Source organism: Candidatus Gastranaerophilales bacterium (assembly GCA_028693235.1).
In the GTDB taxonomy this organism is placed as follows: Bacteria; Cyanobacteriota; Vampirovibrionia; order Gastranaerophilales; family Gastranaerophilaceae; genus JAQUVW01.
In genome coordinates this window covers 98,826-124,852 of the sequence record JAQUVW010000001.1, presented here as the reverse complement: position 1 = coordinate 124,852, position 26,027 = coordinate 98,826, and the positions used below count along the sequence as shown (strand labels likewise).

Below are 26,027 nucleotides of genomic sequence, written 5' to 3'. Positions count from 1 at the left end.
GGTAAAAATAATGAGCAAATTTTTTAATTATAGAAATCCTAATTGTGATCAGGGAGGGGCGTCAAATGTCTTCTCTTATGACCCTTCTATTATATCTTTAAAAGAAGTTTTGATGTCAGAACTTAAACAAATAGCATATTACACTCACCAACTCGACGAGGCAGGCATAAACGTTTCTATAATCAGGAAAAAGCTTATCGATTTCATCAATTTAACTCTCATTAACCTCGATTTCAAAAGAGATTCCTTTAACTTATTGATTAAAGACCTTAGAAAAAACCGAATGAACATACAAAAAAGGTACCAAAAATACTGCAAAGACCACAAAATAAAATGCAGAATTTTGGGTGCTCCGAATTTTTTAGGCAAAAACCTAAATATAATCTCTGCAATAAACGAAGGTGAACGCAAAGCACTCTTAAAGAACACCGAACTTTCAATAGAACAAAAAAGCCTTTACGAAATAATGATGACCCTAGTGACTAATGCCTGCTACTATTTAACAGAGATTAAGCTCTACCATCAAAGATATGTTGAGGGCGAAAAAGCTGTCATAAAACTATTGAGCAACTCAAATTTTTTAGACAAATCTATCGAAAAGCTAAAAGCCGATATAGAAGAATTCAACACCGCAAATGACAAAATACTAAAATATTTTAGAGATTACATCATTGAAACATACGGTCCCATTTCGGAAGTAAAAGTTCATCTCGATAAAATAGAAGGCAAGTGCATTCTGGTTTCCGGTCATTTTTTTAAAGACTTAGAACTTGTACTTGAAGCAACAAAAGGCAAAGATATCAACGTATTTACCCACGGAGATATGATTCTAGCACATTCTCTTGATAAATTTCAAAAATATCCACACCTTGTCGGACACTACCAACGCTCTTTAAACAACTTACTTTTGGATTATTCTTCATTTCCCGGTTCTATTCTTGTGACAAGAAACTCACAACCCCACATAGACCTCATCAGGGGCAGAATTTTTACAATTGAAGAAAACCCGGCTTTCGGCATCGCAAATATATCAGAAGACAATTTATCTCCACTAATAAAATCTGCACTTAACGCAAAAGGCTTTAAAGAAAACAAAAAATTAAACACTATCAGTGTCGGATATGACGAGAATAAAGTCAAAAAAAGATTGAATGAAATAATAGCCAAAATCAAAAATAAAGAAATCGAAAATTTAATCATAATTGATATGCTGAACTACTTTGAGAAAACTGACGACTACATGAACGAACTACTATCGAACTTAAACGAAAAAGATTTTGTTATTTCGATGTCTTATGATAAAGATAAAGAAAACATCTGGCATCTTAGTGCCTATTCTGAAATGTTTGCTTTCTATCAAATAATTAATGAACTTAAAGTCAAACACAATATCCAAAATCTACCGCTGACAGTATTCTTAACAAAATGCGACAGATTAGTTGTTTTCCACATTTTACATCTTTTAGATTTAGGAGTAAACAACATTTACCTAGGCGAATGTTGCCCAACAACAGTAAGTCCGTCCCTGATAAAAGGGTTAAAAGATATATATAATATTCACTCCATCACTTACGAACCGAAAAAAGACATGTTAAAATTTACCGGTCGTGAGTAGCTCTATATTCTGAGAGCAAAGATGCACCGATAACACCTGAAAAATCGCCCAATTCTGCCTTTTTAAATTCGATAGCTTCTGCAGGAGTGGGCAAAGATTTGCCTTTAGCAATCTTTATTGCTTTATGGTAGAAGAAATCAATCGCATCAACAAGTCCTCCACCTAGAATTATTAAAGCAGGATTATAAAAATTTATAACGCTTGCCAACCCGCAAGCTAAATATTCTGCCCCCTCTTCAAGACTTTGAATTACGAGCTCATCACCATTATCAAGAGCTTTCTTCATCATACTGGTTTTGATGCCCTTACCTTCTACTAAATAATTTGAAATATCAGATTTTCGCCCTTTTCTCAAAGCACCCGAAATTCTTTTTTCAACTGCAAGCCTCGACCCATAAGCTTCTAAACACCCATTGCCACCGCATGCACAGGGCCTACCTCCAACATCAACTATCAAATGTCCAATTTCACCGGCAGTACCGGTAGCACCATGTCTAATTTTGCCTTCTTGAACTATTCCAGAGCCTACGCCTGTTCCGACAAAAACGCATACAAAATCTTTATGACCTTGCCCTGCACCAAAATACATCTCGCCTATAGTTGCTATTTCAACATCATTGCCGAGAATTACAGGGACATTAAATTCCGCTTCAATCATTGATTTTACGGGCAAATCAAAACAATCTAAATTTGGAGCCGCTATTAATACACCTTTTTCACGGTCAACTTGACCGGCTGCACCAATACCTATTGACGAAATGTCAGAAATTGAAATACTTTTTTCCTCGAGAATCTCATTTATAGATTTGATAATCTTTTTTATGATTTTTTCTGGACCTTTATCCTTTTTTGTTTTTTTCTTAACAGAATATAAAACTTCACCGGTTTTTGTATCAACAAGTCCGGTTAAAACTTTAGTCCCGCCTAAATCTATACCTATTGCAAGGTTTTGCATAAAAATCTCCAAATATCTACTGTTTTATTATAGCATTTTCATCACATTTGTTGACAAAAAAACACTATAAAACTGCAAATAATTTTACAATTATAAAAAAGAGGTTTAAAAACTTTCGAAAATGGTTTATAATCAATAAGTTACAGTTTTTATGGAGGCAAATTATATGCGTATTACTGTCAAAGGGCGTAATATAGAGATTACAGATGCTATCAGAGCATATGCTGAAGAAAAAATCGGAAAAGTTATGAACCACTACGACCAAATCCAATCAATTGATGTAGTGCTTAATGTCGTAAAAAACCCTTCAGTCGCTCAAAATCACACTGCTGAAGTTCTCTGCAAATTCGTTTCAGGCTCGGTTAAGACAGAAGAAACTGCCGAATCTATGTATGCCAGTATTGATTTGGTAGCTGATAAATTAAGCAGACAAGTTCAAAAATTCAAAGAAAAGAACATCGGAAAAGCTAAATCAGGCTCTATCAGAACCGATGCTGCTATTGAAGAAGAAGCAGAAGAAATTGAAGAAGAACAAGTTTAGCTCATCTAACTTTCAGAAGAAGAAACCATCACTTTGATGGTTTCTTTTTGTAAAGAAAAATTTATCACATGACAGTTTTATAAATATAGCTTATAATTGAAGCAAAGGACATAATATAGGACAAAATGCTTTGTTACCGATAATAACAGAAGAAACTTCATCATTACTATTTGCAGAAATTTTTCAAGATGTGCATTCTTGGAGAAAAAAGATGATTCATTATATTAAAGATGAAAATCCGGAAATTAATTCAGCTATTATTGAAGCAGCAAACCAAACAGAACTGGACCCCAAAGCGGTTGCATTAGGTGCTTATATGACCTATAAACTTCTTGAACTTGCATCAAGTGAAGAACAAGCTGACGAAATAGTTTTTGAATAACATTAACCAATTTTTATTTTAAAATTCTGTATTGGCTCTTTACGAATTAATTTCTTTTGATTTTCAAGAGTGTTTTTTATTGCAAAAATCCAACCGGTTTTTGAATTTACAAAAAGGAAAAAAGCAGCCTCACTTCCAATCAATCTGGCTGTATCATCTATAAGCAACTCACCTTTATCAGAAAGCTCAAAAACGGTAAAAGATAATGGTTCCGTAATAGAACTCTCAACCATTGCGTCGAATTTCACATTTCTCAGCTTGGTCATATCTTTGACTATTTCTTTGTTTTTAAAAGTCGTAACCCAATGATATAAGGCGGTTATAATACTTTCTTTACTCAAGATTTTCGTTTCTCACTACGTAAATAAATTCTTCAACAAGCTTGTCATTCCATTGTTTGCCACTACCGCAACGGATAATTTCCATAGCTTTTTCCACAGGATAAGCATTTCTATATGGGCGGTCTTGGGTCAAGGCAAAAAACGCATCTACGAGCAAAATAATTTGTGACGTAATCGGAATTTCATTACCTGATATTTTTTGAGGATAACCGGACCCGTCCCAATTTTCATGGTGATGTTCTATTATAGGAATGATATCTTGAATATTACTTATCGGCTTTAATATCTCTCTTGCTGCAATGACGGGATGCGTTTGAATTTGATGTTTTTCATCATCAGTCAAGGGTTCTGCTTTTGTAAAAATATTTTCAGGAATCATAATATTGCCGATATCATACAACAACATAGCGATTTTCAATTTATCAATTTCAGCTTTCGTCAAATCCAATCTTTTTGCAAGCATAACTGCTAATAGCAATTTAGACTTTGTTTCACCGGTTTGATGATTAGAACAATATGTTTGCGAAATCATATCGACAACAGAATATAAAACTTCTTTAGAATTTTTTCCGTCTAATGAAACATTATCAAGCTTTGAAGATAAATCTTGCGCGATATTATCAGGTACAGGTATTCTCTTTTTTGACAAAATATCAACGAACGCATTAACCGCAACTTTTTGCCAATTTGAATCTTTTTGGAGCTTAGTCATTTGAACCTGATTACGCCCGTTTATTTTTGCTTTATACATAGCCTGATCAGCCATTTCGACAAGCTCATCAATCCTGTCAGAATGTTCAAGGAAAGTAGCCACACCAACGCTGGCGGTAATATGTCCGACTTTCTCAACATCAGCAGCCTCGATTGCAGCTCTGACACGTTCTGCAGCAATTAGAGCACCATAAGAATCAATGCCCGGAAGCATTATGTTAAATTCTTCCCCACCAATTCTTGCAGCGACGTCGATTGAACGGGCTCTATTTTTCAAAACATCTGCAATTGTTTTAATGGCTATATCACCATATTGGTGACCATATGTATCATTTATTTTTTTCAAAAAGTCCAAATCGAGCGAAATCAACGAAAACGGTTGTTTTAAACGCAAAGAACGTTCTGCTTCTTTAATAATATTTTCTTCAAAGAAACGTCTGTTAAATAGCCCTGTCAAAGGATCGGTAACGGCTTGTTTTTTAACTTCTTCAAACAATGCCGCAATAGTAATAGCGAGTTCAATCTGGTTAGCAAACAAATTCAAGAAATTGAGCTCTGTATCAGTTGGGGATTCCCTGTCGGAAAACACAATCAAACAGCCGAAAGGCTCTTGATTTCTGATTAGGGGCACGACTATTATACATTTTGTGCTCATTGAAGAAATAATGTCTTCTCGTTGTTCAAGTGTAAGTTTTGAAGAAGCCAAATGCGAATCAATAACTGTTGCAAAATCTTTTGTATAATGAATTTTTCTATCTTCAATTGCTTTTACGAATATAGAATCTTCGTAATAAGGAATTTCAAATTTTTCTAAAGGAAGTTGAATAGTTTCCTCAACTTTTTGAATAATATCACATTTTGAGTAAGACTTAGGAGCAAAATATTTACCTTTTGCATTGGTTGATATTTGCAAAATGGTACTGTTCAAGTAGCCAAGTTCACCGTGCAAAGAGCTGACAATTTTTGCAAGTACATTTGTCAAAGGTTGTGATGAGTTCATCATATCCCAAATATTACGCAATGTAAGCATCGTTTGATTAGCTTGATTCAGTTCATTTGTTCGAACTTCAATTTCTTGTTCCAGTGCTATATTACGTTCATAGACTTCCAAAAATCCGGTGGTGCTTATAACAATATTGTTTTCCACCTGCCTGATTTTATTCAAATAAGATTGTATTTTCGAAAATATGCTCATAAATAATATAAATTATAATTCACTCTTTGTGATTATACACCTTTTTTTCAGATTATGTAAAGCTTTTTTAAAGCACTTACGACCTCAAGGACCGTGACAGAAGCTGTGCAGAGAATGCCGTTATTTTGTTTACAGCGTTTTTTCATGCACGGGGCACAATCTACAGTTGCCCCGAGTGAAATATATTTTTCACCGAAAGGTGCTGTTCTATCAGGTGATGTAGCACAAAATATTGAAACAACAGATGGCTTTTGAGTAGCCCAAGCAATATGAGCTGACCCGGAGTCAGGGCTCACTACTGCATCTGCCCTTTTGATAACCTCTGTCAATTCTTCAAGCGTAGTTAGTCCTGTCAAATTGAGAACTTTAAAATTTATATTTTTTTCAATAAAAGAAGATAATTCTGTATCTTGAGAAGAACCGGTCAAAATAATATTTACAGAACCAGAGAGCTCATTTGCAAGTTGAAGCCAATTTTCCCGTTTCCAATGTTTATTTTTCCAAGTAGTTGCAGGAGCAAGAACCACATTTTTTTTATTTTTGTCTAATACAGACAAAAGTCCATCGATTTTTTCTTTCGTTTTTTCCGATATTTCAGGGAGCACAAAAGCGACTTCTTCTTCTGAAGCACCCAAGTATTTTGCAAACTCAAGGTTTCTTTTAACGACGTGATAATTTTTGTCGAATTGTCGCCTATCATTTTTCAAAAACTCATTCGCAAAAATCCAAGAAAACTCACGTCCGTCAGTATTTGTCAATTTTCGTTTAATATTCAAAAACGGCATAATAGATGAGCTTTTAAATAATTGTTGAGCATCAATCACAATATCATAATTCTCAGAATTAATCCGCCTTACGACAGCTAAAAACTCACGAACAGAACGCCATTTGAGCCCACGTTTTTTCCATTTTTTTCTCGGAAGCACAAAGCACTTATCAACAACAGGATTGTTCAAAATAAAATGTTTTGCCTTATCATCAACAACCCAACCGATTTCGCAATCAGGATATTTTTTTTTCAATGCAACAGCCAAGGGAATTGTATGTATCGTATCACCTAAAGCACTCAATCTGATAATAAGAATTTTCAAATGTTCATCCACCTGTTGTTCATAGTTTTGTTCACTAACTGTTTAGAGTATATTACCACACCTCAAAAGATGGTGCAACTCCTTGTATAACAAGAGATTAAGCTTTTTTAATATACTTGAATGATATAGCCATTTTTAAGCCGTTTAGTGGAGTGAATTTATTAGAATTTTTATTATTATGTATGTGTTGCGAATTTAAATTGAAGTTGCAACTTAGAATATGAGTATCGTTATTAAAGACATCCGGAAGGAATACATCCCAATGAAACAAAATGAGATAGACAATATCAGACATGGTATGTTGGTGTGCCAAATGAGATTAAAAAATCTGCAACCTCATATTGAACACTCCTCAAATCTTAGTGAAATTTACAATAAAGTCCTCATCGAAAAAGCTATTTTGAGAAAAGAGCTTACGAAAGAACATAAAGGATTTATTCAAAAATTCATTGATAAATTTGCAAAAAAACCGACAAAAAGAATTTGCGATTATTTTTAAACTTATTTTAAAGCATTACTTACTTTTTCTATAGCTTCTTGCTCTTTTTTTATATTTTTGACGACACATTCTTTGCTTAATGCTTCCTGAATTCGATCTAAGTTGCGTTGGATAGTTGCTATATTTGCATCTGTATCAGGCATCCAAAACAAAAACATCTTTATTGCCATTATCATAATGGCAAATAAAACTGATTTATATAATAAGTCTTTATAATTTATTTCGTCACGCATACCAATCTCGGGTTAAAATATTTGAGAAAAACTCAAAAAATAATCATTAATAACATTGTATAAAATAGGCATAATCCATATCAATATCGCCGCACCGAAAACAGGCTTGAACAAGAAGCTTAATTGAAAGACATTAATTTGAGGAGCTGTTTTTGATATTATCCCAAGGATAAGATCTTGACCCAATGTTGCCAACAAAACAGGAGCTGCAATTTGCAAACCTATGTATAAAACATTTGACGTTATAGTTATTAAATATTGAATATTCACTATTTTATCAAGAGGAATCGCTGTCGCATACACAGGAAATATTTCAAAACTTCTCATAAAAGCATTTATTAACCAGTAGAAGCCACCAACATTGATAAAAACAATAAGTCCCAATAACCCAATATATTTGCCCAAAATAGAAGTTTGTGTTTGCGTAGTCGGGTCCAAAACCATCGCAGAAGAAAGCCCCATCTGCATATTAATCATATCCCCGCCAGCTTCTATAGCTGCTACAATACAATTTGCAACATAACCAATTATTGCACCAAACGTAAAATTGACCAGCATTCCATATATCATTGACGTACCGGTTGGTGGAGCTGCAGGCTTTAATACAGCAACAAAAATAACAGTGAAAAGCAACGCAAAGCTTATTTTAGCAATTACAGGAACTTCTTTTCGGTTAAAACCGGGAGCAAATCTTACCATTCCTAAAAATCTTATAAAAATGAAAATCCCAGCGTTTAAAGCAACGCTTATTTGAGGAAAATAAAATGAAAAATTTTGAACTATATAATCAATCATTTGGCATCGCCCTCAGTTTCATTGTATTCAAAAGCTCTATCAATTCTAATCAAATCCGAATAAGTTTTGTTAGTTTTTTCAACCACATTAAAATTATAATTTAACACCTCACTGGGAAATCTTAAACAGACAGCTGTCGAACCCACTTGAACCGTATCAAAAATAATTTGTTGATTATCATTATACAAAGTCGTAATAGGTTCAACATCAATAATACCTTGATTTGAAGTCGAATAGCTTTTCAAGGATTCATCATTAATCAAAAGATATGTTGAGCCTAATTCAAGCTCATATTGCCCCTGCGATATGGCAATACCATTCGACAAACCGAAAAATAATATTAAACTTATAAAAAGTTTTTTCATCTATTATCTTCCCATTATTTTTTTACGTTCAATAAAGTTTGGATAAGGAACCTCGACTTTTCCTGCGGCATTGTATTTTAATTTGTCAGAGTTATCGATGAATGGTGGCTTTCCGGCGTTTTTCATGACTTGGTCAACAGAAGGCACATTCTTAAAATTACCGTCTTTCATCTCATCTGCAAAAGGTTTTGTATAGCGATAATAATCAGCAGGCAATACATAATTATCACTTTTAGGGATAATATTAAAAGCTAGTTGCGTTGAATCCTTAATTAAATTGGTAAGCAAACGCACATACCCAACACCAAAAACCATAATTACCAAAAATACAGCAAGAATTTTCGGTGCTGCAGCAATAGTTTGTTCCTGAACCTGAGTAACAGCTTGCAATACCCCTACGACAAGCCCCACAGCAGCAGCAGTTAATACGCAAGGGAGCGATATCATCAACATGGTCAAAAGACCTTTACCCATAAATTCTAGCATCAATTCCATAAAAATATCCTTTAATTAAAGCTTCCTACAAGTCCTTGAACAATCAAGCTCCAACCGTCAACTGCGATAAATATCAACAACTTAAACGGCAATGAAATAATTGTAGGTGATAACATGAACATACCTAACGCCAAAAGGACGTTAGCAACAACCAAATCCAATACAATGAACGGAACAAATATAATGAACCCAATTTCAAATGAAGTTTTAAGCTCACTTATTATATAAGCAGGTGCAACTTCCCAAATAGTAATTTGGTCAGGATTTTCGGGAGGCTTTTTTTGCGACAATTCAACAAAAAACGACAAATCTTCTTGCCTCGTTTGTTTCATCATAAACTCTTTTAAGGGTTTTGAGCCTTCAGCAATCGCCTCGACTAAAGAGCCGTTTTTTTGATAAGGAACAGACCCGACATCCCACATTTGCTGAAAGACAGGTCCCATTGTATAAAAGGTTAAAATTATTGACAATCCGATTAAAACAATAGCAGGCGGTAACTGTTGGGTACCAAGAGCCTGTTTCAAAAAAGAAAAAACAATCGCATACCTTAAAAAGCTCGTCATACAAGTAAAAACAAACGGCAACAGTGAGAACAATGTCATCACCGTGAGCATTTGCAATACAGGGTTCATATCCTTTAATACACTATCCATTTTTTATTTACCTTCTACCCTTAGAATCTCTCTTAATCTTTGCTATGAATTTAATTTTCTAAGCAATTCTCTCATAACAGGGAGCTTTGTCACATTAGAACTTTTATGAGGCAACAAATCTTCCCCAATTTTTATTCCCGCTAAAGCAGGTTTATGTTCTTCTTTTTTTGCAAAAGAAACTTGATTAGCAATATTTGTAATTTTTTCTGTAGCGTCTTTATCGTCAAGTTTAGCCAAGAATGTGGTTTTATCGATATCAGAGGCTACTAAGAATTTTTCATCACCCGCTTTAATTACATAAATAGTTTTTCTGCCTGATAAATTTACACTGTTTTCAACTTTCAAATACTCTGCTTTGTTGTTTATGTTTACATCAATGAAAGTTTTTTTATAAACAATAAGGCATAATGTAATTATTCCAACCATAGCACAGGTATAAGCTGCGAATTGAATTAAATATTGTCCCATTTTTATCTCCTTATTTAACGAATACGAATTATTTTAGATATTTTCATCTTCGATTTCGAAATTACCATAATCGAAATCTTCTTCATTGAAATCATCATTTTGTTCAGCAGGTTTTTCTTGAGGTTGTGGCTCCTTTTCATCGGCTTCAGCCACTTTTTTGGTTTCTGAATGTTCATTATAAACCTTGTCTACACGCACACCATATCTATCATTTATAATGACAAGTTCGCCTGAGGCAATAGTTTTATTTTCGACTTTCAAATCAATTTTATTTTCATAAACCGAACCAATGTCGACAACAAGCCCTTCAGAGATTTGTCTTAAATCCCCCAAAGGAATTTTGACCTGTTCAAATTCAGCCGACAAATCAACCTGAATAGAATCCCACATATTTCCTGTGTGGATTGTTTTTTCATCCATGTTTAGTCCTCCATCATTATCGCTATCACCATCGAAATCAATAATGAGCGATGGATCTGGTACAAGTTTAAACGGTTTGTTTTCACCGTTTACTTTTAAAATCATTTTGTTGATATTGCTATTTTCCAATAGCACAATATCATCTACTTCAATATTTTTAACATCGTTTAACGTCAACTTTGAGCAACCTACTGCGAGGTTTACTTTGACTTTTGTTTTTGGGAAATCATCAATAGAGAAACTGTCAACTGGGCTAGCTGGGGGCAATTCAGGGATAGCAGCTTCCGGAATAGAAATAATCAATTTTCCTAACTCGTAGCCATTTGATTTGATAAAAAATGTAAGATGGGTATCAAAAAGGTTTTTCACCTTTTTATACTTAGACAAATCTAGCAAAAATTGAGAAAAACTTTTGAATACAAAATCATTATAAGAAGTGATAAGATTAGCCTCAAGTTCTGTAACAGATTCAAGCTCGAATTTTCCTTTATTTTCTCCGAGTATATTTGTAAGAATACCGTCGATGGCTGTTTTGGAAAGCCTTATTAGAATATTCAAATCTTTTGTAATTCTTATTTTAGTTACAAAATATTCTTCACCCGCAAACAAAATGTTATCTCTTTCGGTGACGCTTACGAGTTTTAAGTCGACGTTTGGAGCCAAGTATTCTTTTGTGGCAGACACAATATTTTTATAAAATTTTTCATAGAACCAATGGTAATTTTTATATAAATTACCCTCAAATAAAGTCCTAATCTTATATTTTGATTGTTCTGCTTGCACAGTTATCTTGCCCTATTTCCCCTAGTCTATACGTATAAAGGCATAATTTCCCTAGTTATACAATATAAGTTTTAGGGGGGCGGGACATCATTCATTTGTTGTATATTAAGCCCACTAAAAGTAAATTTAAGAATAAAAGAAAAGAAATCAAATTTTATTATAATTTTTCAAAAATATTTTCCATGAAGAAAACGACGTCAGAAAATTTAGGATTGAGAGCCCTCTGTTTTGGGATGATAATCAAAGATTGATATTTCTCAAAACTTTTTGCCCCATCTTTTTTCAGAAACAACCTGACAGCCTCTCGCATAAGCCTTTTTATTCTATTTCTTTTGACTGCTCTTTTATGGAATTTTTTACTAACAACAAAACCAAATCTAGTAGGCAAAGAGGTATCTTTTTTTTCTCTACCTAAATAAGCTACGAAAAAGTTGTTTGCAATAACATTTTTTTGCTTGTATGTTGCATTAAATGCTGATTTATTTTTAAGCCTGTATTGCCTAGGGAGCATGCGAATTTTCCTAAATATCTGCTATATAAAATATACTAAAGGCTATCCGATAAGGATAGCCAATAAAAAGTTTGTTTAACTAAAAAGACTAAGCACGTTCTTTTGCTTCGATAGCCAATTTATGACGACCTTTAGCTCTTCTTCTGTTAAGAACTTCTTGTCCGCCGTTTGTTGCCATTCTAGCTCTGAAACCGCTTACGTTTTGTCTTTTTCTTTTAGTTCCTTCAAGCGTACGTCTCATTTTATTTCTCCTTGAATATTATACTCACCAGTTGTATCATAGTAAATAAAACAAAGACTAAAGTCAATTAAAAATAGGAGAAAAGGTTAAATATTATGAACGATAAAATAGGATTCATCGGTGCAGGCAAAATGGCAAGTGCCATTATAAAAGGAATAATCGGAGCAAAAAGTTATAAACCATCTAATATTTTAATTCACGACTTGAACAAAGATGCCTTAGATAATGCAAAAAAAGATTTCGGCATCACAATTGAAGAATCAAACATAAATGTCGTCAAGAATGCTGATGTTATTGTATTTGCAGTAAAGCCTTTTGTCCTACCGACAATTTTAGAAGAAATTAAACACACTATTACAAAAAACAAAGTAGTTATATCAATCGCAGCAGGAATTGCCACTAAAACAATGGAAGAAAAATTGGGCGAAATCCCAATAATAAGAATTATGCCTAACACGCCGGCTCTTGTAAACGAAGGAATGAGTGCCGTTTGTAAAGGTAAATATGCGAAAGATGAACACGCTAAAATCGCCCTTACTATCTTCGGCAGCGTTGGAAAAGTAATAGAGCTTGACGAAAAATATCTCGATATAGTAACAGGGATTTCAGGCTCAGGACCTGCTTTTTACTATTATATAATCAACGAAATCGCAAAAGCAGGCGAAAAACTCGGACTAGACTATGAAACCTGCCTAAAACTTTCAGCCCAAACCGCCTTCGGCTCTGCAAAAATGATGATGGAAACAGGAGTTTCACCGGAGCAACTGATTATCAATGTAACAACACCAGGCGGCACAACAGAAGTCGGTAACAATGTCTTAAAACAAAGTAACATCTCCGATATCTTGTATGATACAATTAAGGGCACAACTGAAAAATCTAAGGCATTGGGAGCTAAATAATGAATTTATTAATTTTTATCGCAGGACTTTTGATAGGATGCGGACTAACTTATTTTTTGTTAAAAAACAGCGATAAAAATCAAAAAAAATCACAAAATGAAGCCGAAGAACAAATGAAATTAATCTTCGAAAATGTTGCAAATAAAATTCTGAAAGAAAATACCCAAGACTTTTCAACAATGTCAAAAGAAAGAATGACAGAACTTTTGGAACCTTTCAAAGAACGAATTGAAGACTTCAAAAAAAGATTTGAACAAAACAACGAAAAATTCACCACGCTTGATGTACATATCAAAAGTGTTATTGAAGCAGGTAACAAAATAAACCAAGACACAAACAAGCTTTCTCAAGCCCTAAAGGGCGATAACATGAAGCAAGGCAAATGGGGTGAATTGATTCTTGAAAGAGTGTTAGAGCTTTCAGGCTTAAAAAAGGGCGAAGAATATTTAACCCAAGCCGGTATTGGCTCTCAAAGACCCGACGCAACAATACTTTTGCCCGAAAACAAAGCAATATTTGTCGACGCAAAAACAACTCTGGCTTCATACGACGCATACATTAACGCTGAAACCATAGACGAGCAAGAATATTATCTAAAACAATTTAAAGACTCTGTAAAAACACATATCATGGGGCTTTCCAAAAAAGAATACTTCGCTACAACAGACTACTATTCACCCGAATATGTTCTAATGTTCATTCCAATTGAAAGCTGCTACTCTATGCTATTTTTAGAAGATGCACAACTTTGGGAATTCGCTTGGAAAAACAAAATAATGCCGACATCTCCATCAACACTTCTTGCTGCATTAAAAATAATAAACAGCTTCCATGTTGTAACAAGGCAAAACAATAACGCTATTGAGATAGCGACACTTGCAGGCAAAATGATTGACAAATTTGCAGATATGATAAAAGACCTCAACTCAGCACAAAAATCAATAAACAATATATACACAAAGCTCACAGGGCGAGATAATATTGTCCGACAAATCGAAAGATTGCAAGACTTGGGAGCAAAAGCTAATAAGCAAATCCCTGAAATTTCCGAAAATAACAATCAACTTAATATATAAAATTATCCTAAGCGGAAAATATGTTAATTTTATTCCTCTTAAATTTGATATTATAAAAAAGGTATAAAATTTAAGAAAGGTCTATTATGTATTGTTCAAAATGTGGAAAAGAAATCAATGATGATGCAACTTTTTGCCCGACTTGCGGAGCCGAATTTGTTGCAGAAACAGCAACAAAAGTGAAAAAACACCCTTTTTTAATAGGGTGCTCAAGTTTTATTGTCGGATTAATAATTTTAACTTCTTTTGTAGGAATTTTTTCTGATACAGAAATGTCGTCAATAGAAAACAAAGTAGCTGAAGATGCAGTGGAACAATATAATATAGCAAAAGCTCAAGGCGACAAAATGCAAGCATGCGTGCAAGCAGGATTGGTTTCAGCAGCATATCTACAAGCTAAAGATTCTGACAACTATAACAAATGGAAAGCAACAGAAAAAACGGATTGCAATAAAGCAGGCATAGCTTATTAAATTTAGATATAAATAACAATCAAACCTATTATTATCCCAAACATTACAAAAAATGCAGGAAGCTTACTTTTGTACATCAATATTGATTGGGGCAAAATTTCGCCGAATACAACATAGAGCATCGCTCCGCTTGCGAAACTCAAACTCAAAGCCAAACCCAACGGTCCGATATCACCAATCCACCAACCGACAATTGCACCCAATATAGTAGGTGCACCCGCCAATGCTGTAATTAGAATTGCCAATCTTTTTTTAACACCACCACTCATTAAAGGAACTGCGATTGCCATTCCTTCCGGAATATTGTGAAGTCCGATTAACACAGCCAAAACCAAAGCGGAACCCGCCATTTCGCCATGTGAATTAGCAAAAGAAGCACCTATTGTCATACCCTCTGGAAGATTATGCAAAGCAATAGCACAAGCCATAATAACACCTGCAACAAAAAGTGAAATAGTATTGTCATTTTTATTAATATGCATTGAAAGGTGATTACTGTGAATAATTTCATCTAAATCATCAGCTGTTTCAGGGTGAGAATGGTCAATATGCATAACTTCGTGATTTGTCATTCTATCAATAATTAAATTTAATAAATAAACCAGAAAAACACCTGCCATTATACCTGCACTGACAATTAATACATGAGTACCTGTTTTAACAGCACTAATTACCAAATCAAAGCAAACAATAGCAGTCATAACACCTGCAGCAAAACTCAATAACAAGCTTACGGTTTTATTCGAGTCTTTTTTAAACAAAGAACCAATAACACCGCCTAAACCTGTTCCGCCAATGCCAGCTAACGCTGTAGCTTTAACTAATAATATAAATTGTTCCATGTATAAGTTTTCCTACTCTATCTAAAATATTTTAGCACGAATAGAAAAATCAAATCTAAAATCTCGGAAACATTAATAAAGTACCGTCATCTTCTCGCCAACGCATCCAGCCGATTTTGTTAGTTTTGCCGACATCAACCGTTCTTGCAAGCATCCAGTTGCCCCTGATAACTGTAAAATTCATTCCATTTGGCTTAATGACCTGTTCAAGTATTTGAGAGGCTGTGTCATCTGAACTATACATCCTCTTTTTTTCGTCTGTAACATCTCGAAACATATATATTCCGTTAGCCTTACCCCAACTGTTGAAAACATCTTTCCACGGCTTAAAATTAGATAAATCATTTTGTCTTACCCAACCTGTGGCACCTGATTTTTGGTCATAAAATATCTCAAACCAGCCATTTTCCGTATTAGAATCAACAGCAACCAAAGCGATTTTTTTCATCGGAGCATAAACAATAAGCGTATCTTCAATACCCATTGAATCAACAATTATATTACTGTTTTGCACCAGTTCATAATTAACTGTTTTCAATATCCTTGAAGTTTCATAAGGCTCCTCATATATGCTGAAAGAATCCGGCATATTCAAAACGCCAATACCATAGTGGGCAATGCTCGTTGTATAAACAGGCACAATATCTGCCATCGAAGACAGCGTTGTTAATAAAAGAACTGATAAAATTAATAAAAATCTTTTCATACCAAGATTATAATAGTTAAAGATAAAATTGTCGAATTGTAAAATAGCAAAATTAATATTCACATGTTTTTATGCAGTAAACTAATGGTTAATAAATATGTTGCAACTAAATTCACAAATTTCATTTTGCGGACTAAAACAAAATCTTCGAGTTGGAGAAGATGTTTTGCGTAGCTTTAAAAAAGAATTCCCCGCCCTCAAATCAAACACTCTTGTTGATTTGCATATTATGAATGTAAAAGACACTGAAAGATTTCAAAGCGTTTTACCCGATTTAAGACGGCTCTCAGAAAGATACGGCGACAACCTATATCAAGTAAGACGTGAGATTATTACACCTTATAAAGACGAACAATTACCGCGTTATGTCGAAAGAACCGGAGAGCTTTTGAAGAAAAAGCCATATGCAAACTGCTCCGAATCATCATATTTCATAAAACAAGCTTTAAAAGAAAAAGGCGAAACTCCAACAAGATTGACTATGGACGTGATAAACAAAAAAAACGGCTATCCGGTCGATGGGAAAGACCACGTATTTAATATTTTCGGACTAAAAGAAAACGCAGACCCAACGAACCCGAAAACTTGGGGCAATCAAGCTGTCGTTGTTGATGCGTGGTCAAACTTTGTAATGGAGGCTAAAAACGCACTTGAAACTTTTAATAGAATTTTCAAAGTTGACCAAAGCAAACACGAAGTTAAATATAGCACAGGTGATATGTTAGTGCGTTCAATTCCAGTACAAACCTTTAAACTTTAATATTTACAGGAGAAAAGCCAGAACTCAAAATATTTGCATCAATCAAAGATTGCACCTGCTTTTGATAATCTGCTATCTTCTCAAATTCAGAAATAAGATTTGTGACAGAATCAATAAATGGGGTATTATCAAGCTCTGACGTGTTTTTATCAATCAATTCGACCAAATAATCCGTGAGGTCTTTTTTAGTAACCTGCTTATTTTTCAAAAAAGACACGATGTCAGACATTTCGATTTTTTCAGAATTTTGTTGTAACAAGTTGTCTTCCTCGACTTTTTTATCTTCTTTTTCCAACTTACTTGCTTCGAGCCGTTCCAATAGCTTTTCCTTTACTTCTTGAAGCGTTTCTTTAAGTGCTTTTTGAGATTTTTCCCATAAAGCATTCTTTTTTTCGTTTCTGTTAATCTTTGACAAATCTGTTTTGTGGTCATCATCAGATTCTATCATCGCGGACAAAAACAAAGGAGTCAATTTGTTGAAATCTTCTTGAGAAATGCTGTCTTTTTTGTTGAACAAATCATCCCAATCTTTTTCAAGAGTTTTCAAATTTTTCAAACGAGTTTTGCCGACCTTTACCAAACCGTCATCAGCCTCCTTGATAAAAGAGCTTAATTGAGATTTTGTAATGGAAGTCCCATCGCCACCGATAGACAAGGAAAACATAGCAAAAAGCTGCTTTGATGTCATTTTTGTTTTTGAAGACACCAAATTTGTATAAGAAATAATCAATCCTGAATTTAGAGCGTAAACCATTTGCATCCTGCTATTCGGTATAATATAGATATACCACGAGAGGTATGATTTCAAACCATACCTCTCAATAAATATAAAAACTAAAAACTAGAAAGTAGTTTCGTTAGCTCTAGTTCTTATTTCAGCAACGACTTTTTCAGCAAAAGCATCAACACTCATAGAGCCGACATTACCTTTGCCTCTTACTCTAACTGCAACGTCACTTGTTTCAATTTCTTTATCGCCCATAACGATTACATAAGGGATTTTCTTGTCTTGGAGAGCTTCTCTTATTTTATAATTCATGCTTTCAGAACGGTCGTCAAGATTTGCTCTCACACCGTTTTCAAGAAGTTTTTTATAAACTTTTTCAGCATAATCATTGTGTCTGTCAGCGATTGGAACCACTTGAACTTGAATTGGAGCAAGCCAAGTCGGGAAAGCACCTGCATAATGTTCAATCAAAATGCCGTGGAATCTTTCCATTGACCCGAATATTACACGGTGAAGCATAACAGGAGTCTTCATTAAGCCATCTTTGTCTTGATATTTAATATCAAATCTTGCAGGCAAATTAAAGTCTAATTGAATAGTTGCACACTGCCAAGTTCTGCCAATTGCGTCTTTGATTTTGAAGTCGATTTTAGGTCCGTAAAAAGCACCGTCACCTTCATTTATTTCATATTTCATACCACGCTTGTCCATGGCTTCTTTTAATCCTGCTTCGGCTAGATTCCAGTTTTCAATCTCACCTACATAACTTTCGGGACGAGTTGAGAGCTCAACTTCAAATTCCATTTTGAAAATTTTCATAGTATCAGCGACAAAATCAATGATAGAGTTAATTTCATCAACTAATTGTTCAGGAGTGCAAAAAACGTGAGCATCATCTTGAGTAAACCCTTGAACACGAGTCAAACCTGAAAGTTGACCTGATTTTTCTTTTCTGTAAACAGTTCCGAGTTCAGCCATTCTCAATGGCAAAGAGCGGTATGAATGCCTGTTAGCTTGATAAATCATAATATGAAAAGGACAATTCATCGGCTTAACGACATATTGGTCATCAGAGTCGTCATCTTTTTGAATAAAGAACATATTTTCTTTGTAATGGTCCATGTGTCCTGAAATTTCCCACAATTTGGCTTTTGCAATTTGAGGAGTATGAACTGTTACATAGCCTCTTTTTCTATGTTCTGAACGCCAATAATTTTCGATTTCTTCACGAACAACAGCCAAATTCGGATGCCACAAAACAAGCCCAGCACCAACTTCTTCTCTTACAGAGAATAAATCAAGTTGGGCAGCAAGTTTTCTATGGTCACGTTTTTCAGCTTCTTCTAAGAAGTTCACATATTCAGCCAAATCTTCTTTTGTCCAAAACGCAGTAGCATAAATACGTTGAAGCATTTTTTTATTTTCATCACCACGCCAATAAGCACCAGCAACTTTTAACAATTTAATTGCATTGCCTTTAATGTAAGAAGTATTGGGGACATGCGGTCCACAGCAAAAATCATTAAAAACGACTTCACCATCTTTGTTTTTAGTTACATATAAAGTCGGAGCATCGTTTTTATGTTCTTCAAGGAGTTCTGCCTTATATATTTCGCCTTGAGCTTTGAAATCAGCAATTTGCTTTTCGACATCAGGGATTTCAAACTTTTCAAAAGAAAGATTGTCTTTCAAAATCTTTTTCATTTCGTCTTCAATCTTAACCAAATCATCAGCCGTAAAATTGTGTCCATCTAAATCGAAATCATAGTAGAACCCTGTATCAATCGCAGGTCCTATAGCCAATTTAGCTTCAGGGAAAAGTTTTTGAACCGCTTGAGCCATAATATGAGAGGCTGAGTGGCGTAAAATATGTAATGTATCTTTGTTTTTTTCCATAAAAATCCTTCACTCTCTTATTTGATTGCATTGGGGACTTTCGAACTTTTTATACAAAAGGAAATCGGTCCCTCTTTATTCTGTTATACCATTATTAGTATTTTTTCACAAGAAAAGCCGCTCTGTAAATCCAAAGCGGCTTTTAGTTTAAATTGTTTTTCTTTTTGAAAAATTATGCTTTAACGAAGCGCGCTTTGCATTCATGTTGAAGCGTTTGCGTCGTTATGTCGCATACAGCACTTGGGCCAAAGTATTGAATTGCTCCGGGGAAGATATATTTTTCTTCCATAGCCCAAGATTCTCTGTTCTTTTCTAATTGTTTAAATACAGGTCCATCAAGCTCAACCAAAGCTTTTTGGATAACAGGTTTCATTTCACCGTGACGTTTTTCCATATTCATCATCATAGTCAAAGGAACACCGCCTGCTTTCCATTCATTAGCAGAAGCAGAAAGGTTTCTAACTGATGACAAATATCCTGTTAAGCCGAAGTTAATCAAAGCAAAAGCGTTGAAGCCAAGTGAATAGCAATAATCAGCGTCAAAGTTAGAAGGGAATGCACATCTACCTTCATAGCCGAAGAAATGTGCTTGAGCTGAGAATTTGCCATTGTATTTACCTTGTGCTTTAAGGATATCTAATTTTTCTTTAATCATTTCAATTAACAGTTTTTCAGTTTCAATTTTAGAAACTTGAACATTACCGTGAGGGTCTCTGTCCATCAACAATTGTGATTTGATTAAATTAGGCAAAGATGAAAATACTTTGGAGTTTTCGCTTGAAAGAGTATTTTCAATAATCGCAAATTTTTCAGCATTTTCACTTGAAGAATATTTGCTGTCTTTTTCTAAAGAAGCCATAATATCATTCAAATTAGCAATCATAGATTTCATTTCAGGAATAAATTCAATCAAACCTTCAGGAACTATAACTGTACCGAAATTTTTGCCCTTTTCAGAACGTCTTACGATAATGTCAGTCATATAAGAAACGATTGAATCAAGTGACATTTTCTTTTGTTCAACTTCTTCAGAAATCAAAGTTATGTTTGGTTGAGTTTGAAGAGCAGCCTCTAAAGCCACGTGGGAAGCACTTCTACCCATAATTTTAATAAAATGCCAATATTTTTTAGCAGAATTAGCGTCACGTTGAATGTTTCCGATTAATTCGCCATAAGTTTTTGTAGCAGTGTCAAATCCGAAAGATATTTCGATTTGGTCATTTTTCAAGTCGCCATCGATTGTTTTAGGGCAGCCGATAACTTGAATACCTGTATTGTTGGAAACGAACCACTCAGCCAATAAAGCAGCATTTGTATTAGAATCGTCACCACCTATAATAACAACAGCAGAAATATTCAAATTTTTGCAAACAGCGAGTGATTTTTGGAATTGTTCTTCTGTTTCAAGCTTTGTTCTGCCTGAACCGATTATGTCAAAACCGCCAGTATTTCTGTATGCATCAATAAATTCATCATCAAATTCTACAAATTTTCCATCAATGATACCAGCCGGTCCACCGAGGAAACCATATAATTTATTACCTGAATTAGCTTGTTTCAAAGCGTCATAAAGCCCTGCAATAACGTTGTGTCCACCTGGAGCTTGACCACCAGAGAGGATAACCCCTACATTTTTTTGTTCAGAAATCAAAGCGTCATCAGAAGCTTCAAATTCCACAAGAGGTGCACCATAAGTATTTTTAAATAAATTTTGAATTTGTTCTTGATCTTTGATAGATTGAGTTTTTTTACCTTCGTTTAGAGAGAGATTGTTTATCCCGCAAGCCAAACATTTAGGCAACTTCGGTTGATATTTCAATCTTTCTATTTGCAATGATGAAAGTTCTTTCATGCTAATACCTTTCTTATTCGTACAATATTTCACGAATATTCTAGCACAAAAAAAGTTTTCAACAAAAACAGGCATCCAAAACGGGTTGCCTGTTAAGTGTTTTTTAATAATCCATTTTTCCGCCGTTTGTCGCCAGATATCCGGCACATCCCCAGCCTTCAGGAGTTCCGGGGCCACTCCCGATTTTATCACCACATCCAACAGACTCGACGTAATACGCACCGTTATTAATCACCCACTGACCAGTGCCTTTTGGTTTTACATTTCCGTTTGTATCAATCCAGTACCAAAACACATCGCGTCCTATTTGATTTGGTTTCTTTTCGCCGTTTACATCGACATAGATATCGCCCCATTTCGAGAGGTTGCCTCCACCAATTGAATTTGCAAGGTATGATGAATCTTTAGACAAATCCAAATAGAGAATCATTCCATCATTCAAAACCAAAGTAATCATACTCCCCAGCCTTGAATCACAACCACTTGTTAACAAAAATTTGTATCCAAATGAGCCATTGCAATTTATAGATGACTCGTTTTTATATGTACCTGGTTGATAAATACCAGAAATACTAAATACTCTCGATAAATCAGCAACCAATGCAGATTGATTTCCTGATTTTGTATTACTGCCTTGGATTTCTTGCATATAAGCTGTAACATCAGATGCCCCATCCAAAGCCATTAAATGACGAAACGCCGAACTAATAACAGAACTTGATTTTAGGAATGCCGATGACAGCTCTGTATTTTTTGTACCTGCTAATAATGCCGGAATAGTCATCGCCGCGATAACTCCTATTATGACCAAAGTTATAAGAACTTCTGCCAGAGTAAAGCCTTTTTGCATAAAAACTCCAAATAACTATCTGCGAATATTGTACCCTCTTTTTGAATTTATAACAAGCAAAAAGGTAAAAACGATAATCACTTGCAAACAGTTTTACAAATATGATTAAAACAAACAAGTAATCCGGTAGCAATAGCGATTACAGGATAAACAGTGGTTTTGGCAGCATTATTAATTGTATTTTTTTCTTTCACAATTTCAACGACTTTTTTTTCAGCTGTTTCTTTGATTTCTTTTGGAGATTTACAAAAAGAATCAGAAGAATTAACTCTTTTGAAGAAAGAAGGCTTCTTTGAAACATCATTTGAGGGTTTTTTACCCATAAATGCAGTTGCTGAATTAATTGATACAGACATATAAACCACCGATTGTGTACAATTATAGAAAGGGCTCTAAAAAAATTAGTTGCCCTTTCTTGATAAAATTATGTATTTTTATTTACAAAAATTATATTATGAATTTTCCGTTTTTATAAATCAAAATATCATCAGCGTATATTTCGCCGCCGTTTTTCATATTTTTAATCAAATCCCAATGCAAACCGGAAACGTTTTTACCGCCTGTTTCCGGATAAGAAGCACCTATTGCCATATGAATTGCTCCACCAATTTTTTCGTCGAATAAAATATTTCCGGTAATATCTTGAATATTTTCATTCGTACCGATAGCAATTTCGCCAATTCCTCTTGAACCCTCATCCATGTTTAACATATCAAGCAAGAAATCTTCGCCTTTTTCAGCTTTTGCATCAACAACTTGACCATTTTCAATCTTTAAAAGAATTTTATGAGATTCGTTACCTCTATAAATTGCAGGGTAATCAAAATAAATTTGACCATTTACACCGTCTTCAACAGGAGATGTATAGATTTCACCATCAGGAAAATTGCATTCACCCGCACAGCTAATCCATTTTCTGCCTTCTGTTGAAAAAGTAATATCGGTTTTTTCACCAACAACTCGCAATTTTGAAGTTTTATTTAAGTAGTCTGCCATTTTTTGTTGCATTACGCCGACTTTTTTCCATGATTCAACGGGGTTTTCATCATTTAGCTTACAAGAATTAATCAAAAATTCAGTATAATCTTCAAGCGACATTTTTGCTTCTTGTGCAAGAGCTTGAGTAGGATAATCAGCAATAACCCACTTCAATTCACCTTTAGAAGCTCTTTCTAAAAGCAATTTTGATAAATGATTTGTTGCCTTTGAGCGTCTTGCCATTTTTTTAGAATCAGCTTTCGCCATATTTTTAGTGTTTAGTGGAGCACCGATTGAAATCATTTTTTGAGCTTTTTGATATTCAATTTCTGTCATAGGGTCAACATAATCCAGTTGCTCGTCGTTTGCGTATTTAATATAAGTTTCACCGATTCCATCGATAGAACAACGAGTCACAGGATTTCCACCACTCAATAACACTTGTTTATATATTTCATTGACTAGAGGTTGAGCCTCTGAGCTTGTCGCCCTAATTACAGTCAAATCACCTTTTTGAACGTCAACTGAATATTCGACAAGGACTTTTGCATATTTTTCCAATAATTTTTTATCGTACATAATTGACTCCAATCAAATTTTTAATTTTTGCCTCTAACAACAATACCTCTCTTAGACGTTCTAATAAAACGTACAAGATTTTGGATATATTTATCATTTGTCAAAGTATCTTCAATAACATCAGCTGCTTTAAGAGTTGTGTAATCACCTGATTGAATAATTTTAAAAGCATTCTTTAAGTTTGTTCTTTCAGCAAGTGTAATACCTCTACGTTTTAGACCGATAACATTGATTCCATGAGGAACAGGAGGACGTCCGTCGCCTTTGCAGTATGGAAGAATATCCATTCTGGAAGCTGAAAATCCGCTTATGATACACATTTCACCGATTCTAACATTTTGATGAAATACACTCATTCCGCCGATAAATGCACCGAAACCGACTTTGCAATGTCCGCCGATAGTAGCGAGGTTAGCCATAATAACTTCATCTTCCAAAACACAATTATGTGCAACGTGAGATGACGCCATAAGCAAACATCTGTCGCCGACAATTGTAGAATTGCCTTCGCCTGATGCCCTGTTTACGGTTACATATTCTTTAATCAAACAATCTTTTCCGATTATAGCTTTTGTGGGTTCATTTTGATAGCTCAAATCTTGAGGAGGCGTACCAATACTTGCAAAAGGAGAAACAACGCTGTTGTCACCGATTTCGCAACATTCTAAATAAGCATTTCCTATAATTTTAACATTTTCGCCAAGTTTAACATTTTCACCGATTATAACATTCGGTCCAATGACAGCACTTTCAGGAATAATGGCACTATCAGCGATTACGGCAGATTTGTGAATTGTCATAAATATCTTCTTTCTAATTTTATTAAATTATTTTTTATCAACCATTGAAAACATTAAATCAGCTTCGCAAGCCAATTTACCGTCAACAAAAGCTTTTGCATGGGCTTTCACTATGGGACCTTTTACTTTTATAAGCTCAGTTTCCATATCAAGTCTGTCCCCTGGGCGAACGACACGTTTAAATCTTGCAGAATCAACCCCTGCATATAGAACCAACTTGTTGGCGTATTCAGGAAGTGGCATCAAAATACCGGCTCCGAGTTGAGCCATAGCTTCAAGCTGCAACACACCCGGCATAATTGGATTATTAGGAAAATGACCTTGGAAAAAAAGTTCGTTAAAAGTTAAATTTTTATAGCCTTTGCAATATTTTCCAGGGACACATTCAGTAATTCTATCCACTAATAAAAAAGGATAGCGGTGCGGAAGCATCTCCATAAGCTGTAAAATATCAAATTGTAATGTTTCTTCGCTCATTTATTTCTCCTCTGTAATTTTGTCTTTCAGTTGTTTTGCGATTATTGAATGAACGGTATGTCCGGCTTCTTTAACAATAATCTCAGCTTTTAAATTCAACGGATTAAACCCTGTTAAACGCAAATCGCCTATCAAATCGAGTATTTTGTGTTTTGCAGGTTCATAGTCACTTCTTAAATCTGTCGTATAAGAGCCGTCATCTTTCATGCCAACAGTATTATCAATAGTGACGCCTCTGCCATAGCCTGCAAGTTGGTATAGTTTCAACTCTTTTAAATACCCAAAAGTCCTAGCTTCAATTATTTCATCAAATTTTTTCGAATCATAAGAAACCCAGCGGTGCGTCAAATCAGGATGTTTATAATTCACACTGTAGGAAATTGAAAGCTTGTCAGATGGCAACATAACCAAATGGGTCTTGCCATTTAAGTATTGAACAGGTTCTTTTAAGATATATTTTCTATTTTCTTTAATTTGCAAACCCGCTTTTTTGAATAAAGCAACCCAAGTTTTTGAACTACCGTCTAAAATCGGCATTTCATAAAACGATAAGTAGACATCTAAAGAATCAAGATTACAAATAGCACAAGCTGCCATAAAATGCTCAATTAAAACAATTTTCTTGACATCTTTGTTACCAATAACCACGCAATGTTCGGTTGAAACAAGATTATCAACATGGGCTTCTACAGTTTTACCATCTAGGTGAAATCTTATTCCTTTTTCTTCTGAGGGAAGAACTTTTGCGGTGCATTCTTTGCCGGTCATAAGACAGACAGATGTAATTTCAACTTCTTTTTTTAAGGTATTCATTA

Annotated in this window: 32 protein-coding genes; 8 read left to right on the top strand and 24 right to left on the bottom strand. The window is 34.6% G+C overall.

Annotated elements, in window-relative coordinates:
* Positions 1-10 precede the first annotated feature (10 nt).
* Positions 11-1,615 (top strand): hypothetical protein, encoded by a 1,605-nt coding sequence (locus PHV37_00640; protein ID MDD3236587.1) that lies wholly within the window; start codon positions 11-13, stop codon positions 1,613-1,615.
* Here PHV37_00640 and PHV37_00635 read toward each other — a convergent pair.
* The gene (locus PHV37_00635; protein ID MDD3236586.1) at positions 1,599-2,570 is read right to left on the bottom strand and encodes an ROK family protein; all 972 of its coding nucleotides are present in this window, start codon (positions 2,568-2,570) and stop codon (positions 1,599-1,601) included. The two genes, PHV37_00640 and PHV37_00635, sit on opposite strands and share 17 nt — an antisense overlap.
* Positions 2,571-2,736: 166 nt before the next feature.
* Between PHV37_00635 and raiA the strand changes: the two genes are divergently transcribed.
* Together raiA and PHV37_00625 are read left to right on the top strand one after the other, a co-directional pair.
* On the top strand, positions 2,737-3,111 hold the full coding sequence (gene raiA / locus PHV37_00630) for a ribosome-associated translation inhibitor RaiA (GenBank protein MDD3236585.1): 375 nt from the start codon (positions 2,737-2,739) through the stop codon (positions 3,109-3,111).
* Between the two features lie 130 nt (positions 3,112-3,241).
* Positions 3,242-3,493 carry a hypothetical protein gene (locus tag PHV37_00625; GenBank protein MDD3236584.1) on the top strand — a complete coding sequence of 84 codons (252 nt, stop codon included), beginning with the start codon at positions 3,242-3,244 and terminating at the stop codon, positions 3,491-3,493.
* A 2-nt stretch (positions 3,494-3,495) separates the two neighbouring features.
* On the opposite strand, the gene PHV37_00620 is transcribed toward PHV37_00625, so the two are convergent.
* Genes PHV37_00620 through PHV37_00610 form a run of 3 tightly spaced genes read right to left on the bottom strand, consistent with a single transcriptional unit; the run spans position 3,496 to position 6,831 of the window.
* Positions 3,496-3,834, bottom strand: coding sequence for a hypothetical protein (locus tag PHV37_00620; GenBank protein MDD3236583.1), 339 nt, complete (start codon positions 3,832-3,834; stop codon positions 3,496-3,498).
* A complete protein-coding gene (locus PHV37_00615) occupies positions 3,827-5,740 on the bottom strand; it encodes a diguanylate cyclase (GenBank protein MDD3236582.1) in 1,914 nt (637 codons plus the stop codon). Before PHV37_00615 ends, PHV37_00620 begins: the two co-directional genes overlap by 8 nt.
* A 47-nt stretch (positions 5,741-5,787) precedes the next feature.
* Positions 5,788-6,831: a glycosyltransferase family 9 protein gene (locus tag PHV37_00610; GenBank protein MDD3236581.1), complete on the bottom strand. Its 1,044-nt coding sequence runs from the start codon at positions 6,829-6,831 to the stop codon at positions 5,788-5,790.
* 262 nt (positions 6,832-7,093) lie between these two features.
* Between PHV37_00610 and PHV37_00605 the strand changes: the two genes are divergently transcribed.
* Positions 7,094-7,330: a hypothetical protein gene (locus PHV37_00605; GenBank protein MDD3236580.1), complete on the top strand. Its 237-nt coding sequence runs from the start codon at positions 7,094-7,096 to the stop codon at positions 7,328-7,330.
* Between the two features lie 2 nt (positions 7,331-7,332).
* On the opposite strand, the gene PHV37_00600 is transcribed toward PHV37_00605, so the two are convergent.
* The 9 genes from PHV37_00600 to rpmH form a co-directional block, all read right to left on the bottom strand.
* On the bottom strand, positions 7,333-7,563 hold the full coding sequence (locus PHV37_00600; protein ID MDD3236579.1) for a hypothetical protein: 231 nt from the start codon (positions 7,561-7,563) through the stop codon (positions 7,333-7,335).
* Between the two features lie 12 nt (positions 7,564-7,575).
* Entirely contained in the window at positions 7,576-8,358 is a 783-nt protein-coding gene (locus PHV37_00595) for a flagellar biosynthetic protein FliR (protein ID MDD3236578.1), read from the bottom strand.
* Positions 8,355-8,723: a hypothetical protein gene (locus tag PHV37_00590; GenBank protein ID MDD3236577.1), complete on the bottom strand. Its 369-nt coding sequence runs from the start codon at positions 8,721-8,723 to the stop codon at positions 8,355-8,357. Before PHV37_00590 ends, PHV37_00595 begins: the two co-directional genes overlap by 4 nt.
* Positions 8,724-8,726: 3 nt before the next feature.
* A complete protein-coding gene (locus PHV37_00585) occupies positions 8,727-9,218 on the bottom strand; it encodes a flagellar biosynthetic protein FliQ (protein ID MDD3236576.1) in 492 nt (163 codons plus the stop codon).
* 11 nt (positions 9,219-9,229) lie between these two features.
* Positions 9,230-9,871, bottom strand: a complete 642-nt coding sequence (gene fliP, locus PHV37_00580; protein ID MDD3236575.1) for a flagellar type III secretion system pore protein FliP — start codon at positions 9,869-9,871, stop codon at positions 9,230-9,232.
* Positions 9,872-9,913: 42 nt separating this feature from the next.
* Entirely contained in the window at positions 9,914-10,339 is a 426-nt protein-coding gene (locus PHV37_00575) for a flagellar biosynthetic protein FliO (protein ID MDD3236574.1), read from the bottom strand.
* 33 nt (positions 10,340-10,372) lie between these two features.
* A complete protein-coding gene (locus PHV37_00570; protein MDD3236573.1) occupies positions 10,373-11,443 on the bottom strand; it encodes a FliM/FliN family flagellar motor switch protein in 1,071 nt (356 codons plus the stop codon).
* A 256-nt stretch (positions 11,444-11,699) separates the two neighbouring features.
* Positions 11,700-12,053 (bottom strand): ribonuclease P protein component, encoded by a 354-nt coding sequence (gene rnpA / locus PHV37_00565; protein ID MDD3236572.1) that lies wholly within the window; start codon positions 12,051-12,053, stop codon positions 11,700-11,702.
* Between the two features lie 88 nt (positions 12,054-12,141).
* Positions 12,142-12,294: a 50S ribosomal protein L34 gene (rpmH, locus tag PHV37_00560; GenBank protein MDD3236571.1), complete on the bottom strand. Its 153-nt coding sequence runs from the start codon at positions 12,292-12,294 to the stop codon at positions 12,142-12,144.
* A gap of 95 nt (positions 12,295-12,389) precedes the next feature.
* On the opposite strand from rpmH, the gene proC reads away from it, so the two are divergent.
* The 3 genes from proC (at position 12,390) to PHV37_00545 (ending at position 14,745) form a co-directional block, all read left to right on the top strand.
* Complete coding sequence (gene proC, locus PHV37_00555; GenBank protein MDD3236570.1) at positions 12,390-13,196, top strand: pyrroline-5-carboxylate reductase; 807 nt, start codon at positions 12,390-12,392, stop codon at positions 13,194-13,196.
* Entirely contained in the window at positions 13,196-14,272 is a 1,077-nt protein-coding gene (locus PHV37_00550) for a DNA recombination protein RmuC (protein ID MDD3236569.1), read from the top strand. The genes proC and PHV37_00550 overlap by 1 nt, the downstream gene beginning before the upstream one ends.
* 86 nt (positions 14,273-14,358) lie before the next feature.
* Positions 14,359-14,745: a zinc-ribbon domain-containing protein gene (locus PHV37_00545; GenBank protein MDD3236568.1), complete on the top strand. Its 387-nt coding sequence runs from the start codon at positions 14,359-14,361 to the stop codon at positions 14,743-14,745.
* Between the two features lie 2 nt (positions 14,746-14,747).
* Here PHV37_00545 and PHV37_00540 read toward each other — a convergent pair whose 3' ends face one another.
* Both PHV37_00540 and PHV37_00535 read right to left on the bottom strand, forming a co-directional pair.
* Positions 14,748-15,587: a ZIP family metal transporter gene (locus tag PHV37_00540; protein ID MDD3236567.1), complete on the bottom strand. Its 840-nt coding sequence runs from the start codon at positions 15,585-15,587 to the stop codon at positions 14,748-14,750.
* 55 nt (positions 15,588-15,642) lie between these two features.
* On the bottom strand, positions 15,643-16,293 hold the full coding sequence (locus PHV37_00535) for a hypothetical protein (protein ID MDD3236566.1): 651 nt from the start codon (positions 16,291-16,293) through the stop codon (positions 15,643-15,645).
* 97 nt (positions 16,294-16,390) lie between these two features.
* On the opposite strand from PHV37_00535, the gene PHV37_00530 reads away from it, so the two are divergent.
* Positions 16,391-17,053, top strand: a complete 663-nt coding sequence (locus tag PHV37_00530; GenBank protein MDD3236565.1) for a hypothetical protein — start codon at positions 16,391-16,393, stop codon at positions 17,051-17,053.
* Here the strand turns inward: PHV37_00530 and PHV37_00525 are convergent.
* From PHV37_00525 to PHV37_00485, 9 genes are all read right to left on the bottom strand, one after another.
* Positions 17,043-17,807: a hypothetical protein gene (locus PHV37_00525; protein ID MDD3236564.1), complete on the bottom strand. Its 765-nt coding sequence runs from the start codon at positions 17,805-17,807 to the stop codon at positions 17,043-17,045. The genes PHV37_00530 and PHV37_00525 overlap by 11 nt on opposite strands.
* An 87-nt stretch (positions 17,808-17,894) precedes the next feature.
* The gene (gene thrS / locus PHV37_00520; protein MDD3236563.1) at positions 17,895-19,676 is read right to left on the bottom strand and encodes a threonine--tRNA ligase; all 1,782 of its coding nucleotides are present in this window, start codon (positions 19,674-19,676) and stop codon (positions 17,895-17,897) included.
* A gap of 172 nt (positions 19,677-19,848) precedes the next feature.
* On the bottom strand, positions 19,849-21,528 hold the full coding sequence (locus PHV37_00515) for a diphosphate--fructose-6-phosphate 1-phosphotransferase (GenBank protein ID MDD3236562.1): 1,680 nt from the start codon (positions 21,526-21,528) through the stop codon (positions 19,849-19,851).
* A gap of 103 nt (positions 21,529-21,631) precedes the next feature.
* Positions 21,632-22,378: a type II secretion system protein gene (locus tag PHV37_00510; GenBank protein ID MDD3236561.1), complete on the bottom strand. Its 747-nt coding sequence runs from the start codon at positions 22,376-22,378 to the stop codon at positions 21,632-21,634.
* Between the two features lie 77 nt (positions 22,379-22,455).
* Positions 22,456-22,734, bottom strand: a complete 279-nt coding sequence (locus PHV37_00505; GenBank protein MDD3236560.1) for a hypothetical protein — start codon at positions 22,732-22,734, stop codon at positions 22,456-22,458.
* Between the two features lie 91 nt (positions 22,735-22,825).
* Positions 22,826-23,935, bottom strand: coding sequence for an aminopeptidase (locus PHV37_00500; GenBank protein ID MDD3236559.1), 1,110 nt, complete (start codon positions 23,933-23,935; stop codon positions 22,826-22,828).
* Positions 23,936-23,955: 20 nt separating this feature from the next.
* A complete protein-coding gene (gene lpxA, locus PHV37_00495) occupies positions 23,956-24,735 on the bottom strand; it encodes an acyl-ACP--UDP-N-acetylglucosamine O-acyltransferase (GenBank protein MDD3236558.1) in 780 nt (259 codons plus the stop codon).
* A gap of 27 nt (positions 24,736-24,762) precedes the next feature.
* Positions 24,763-25,212: a 3-hydroxyacyl-ACP dehydratase FabZ gene (fabZ, locus tag PHV37_00490; GenBank protein ID MDD3236557.1), complete on the bottom strand. Its 450-nt coding sequence runs from the start codon at positions 25,210-25,212 to the stop codon at positions 24,763-24,765.
* Complete coding sequence (locus PHV37_00485; GenBank protein MDD3236556.1) at positions 25,213-26,025, bottom strand: UDP-3-O-acyl-N-acetylglucosamine deacetylase; 813 nt, start codon at positions 26,023-26,025, stop codon at positions 25,213-25,215.
* Positions 26,026-26,027: the final 2 nt, after the last annotated feature.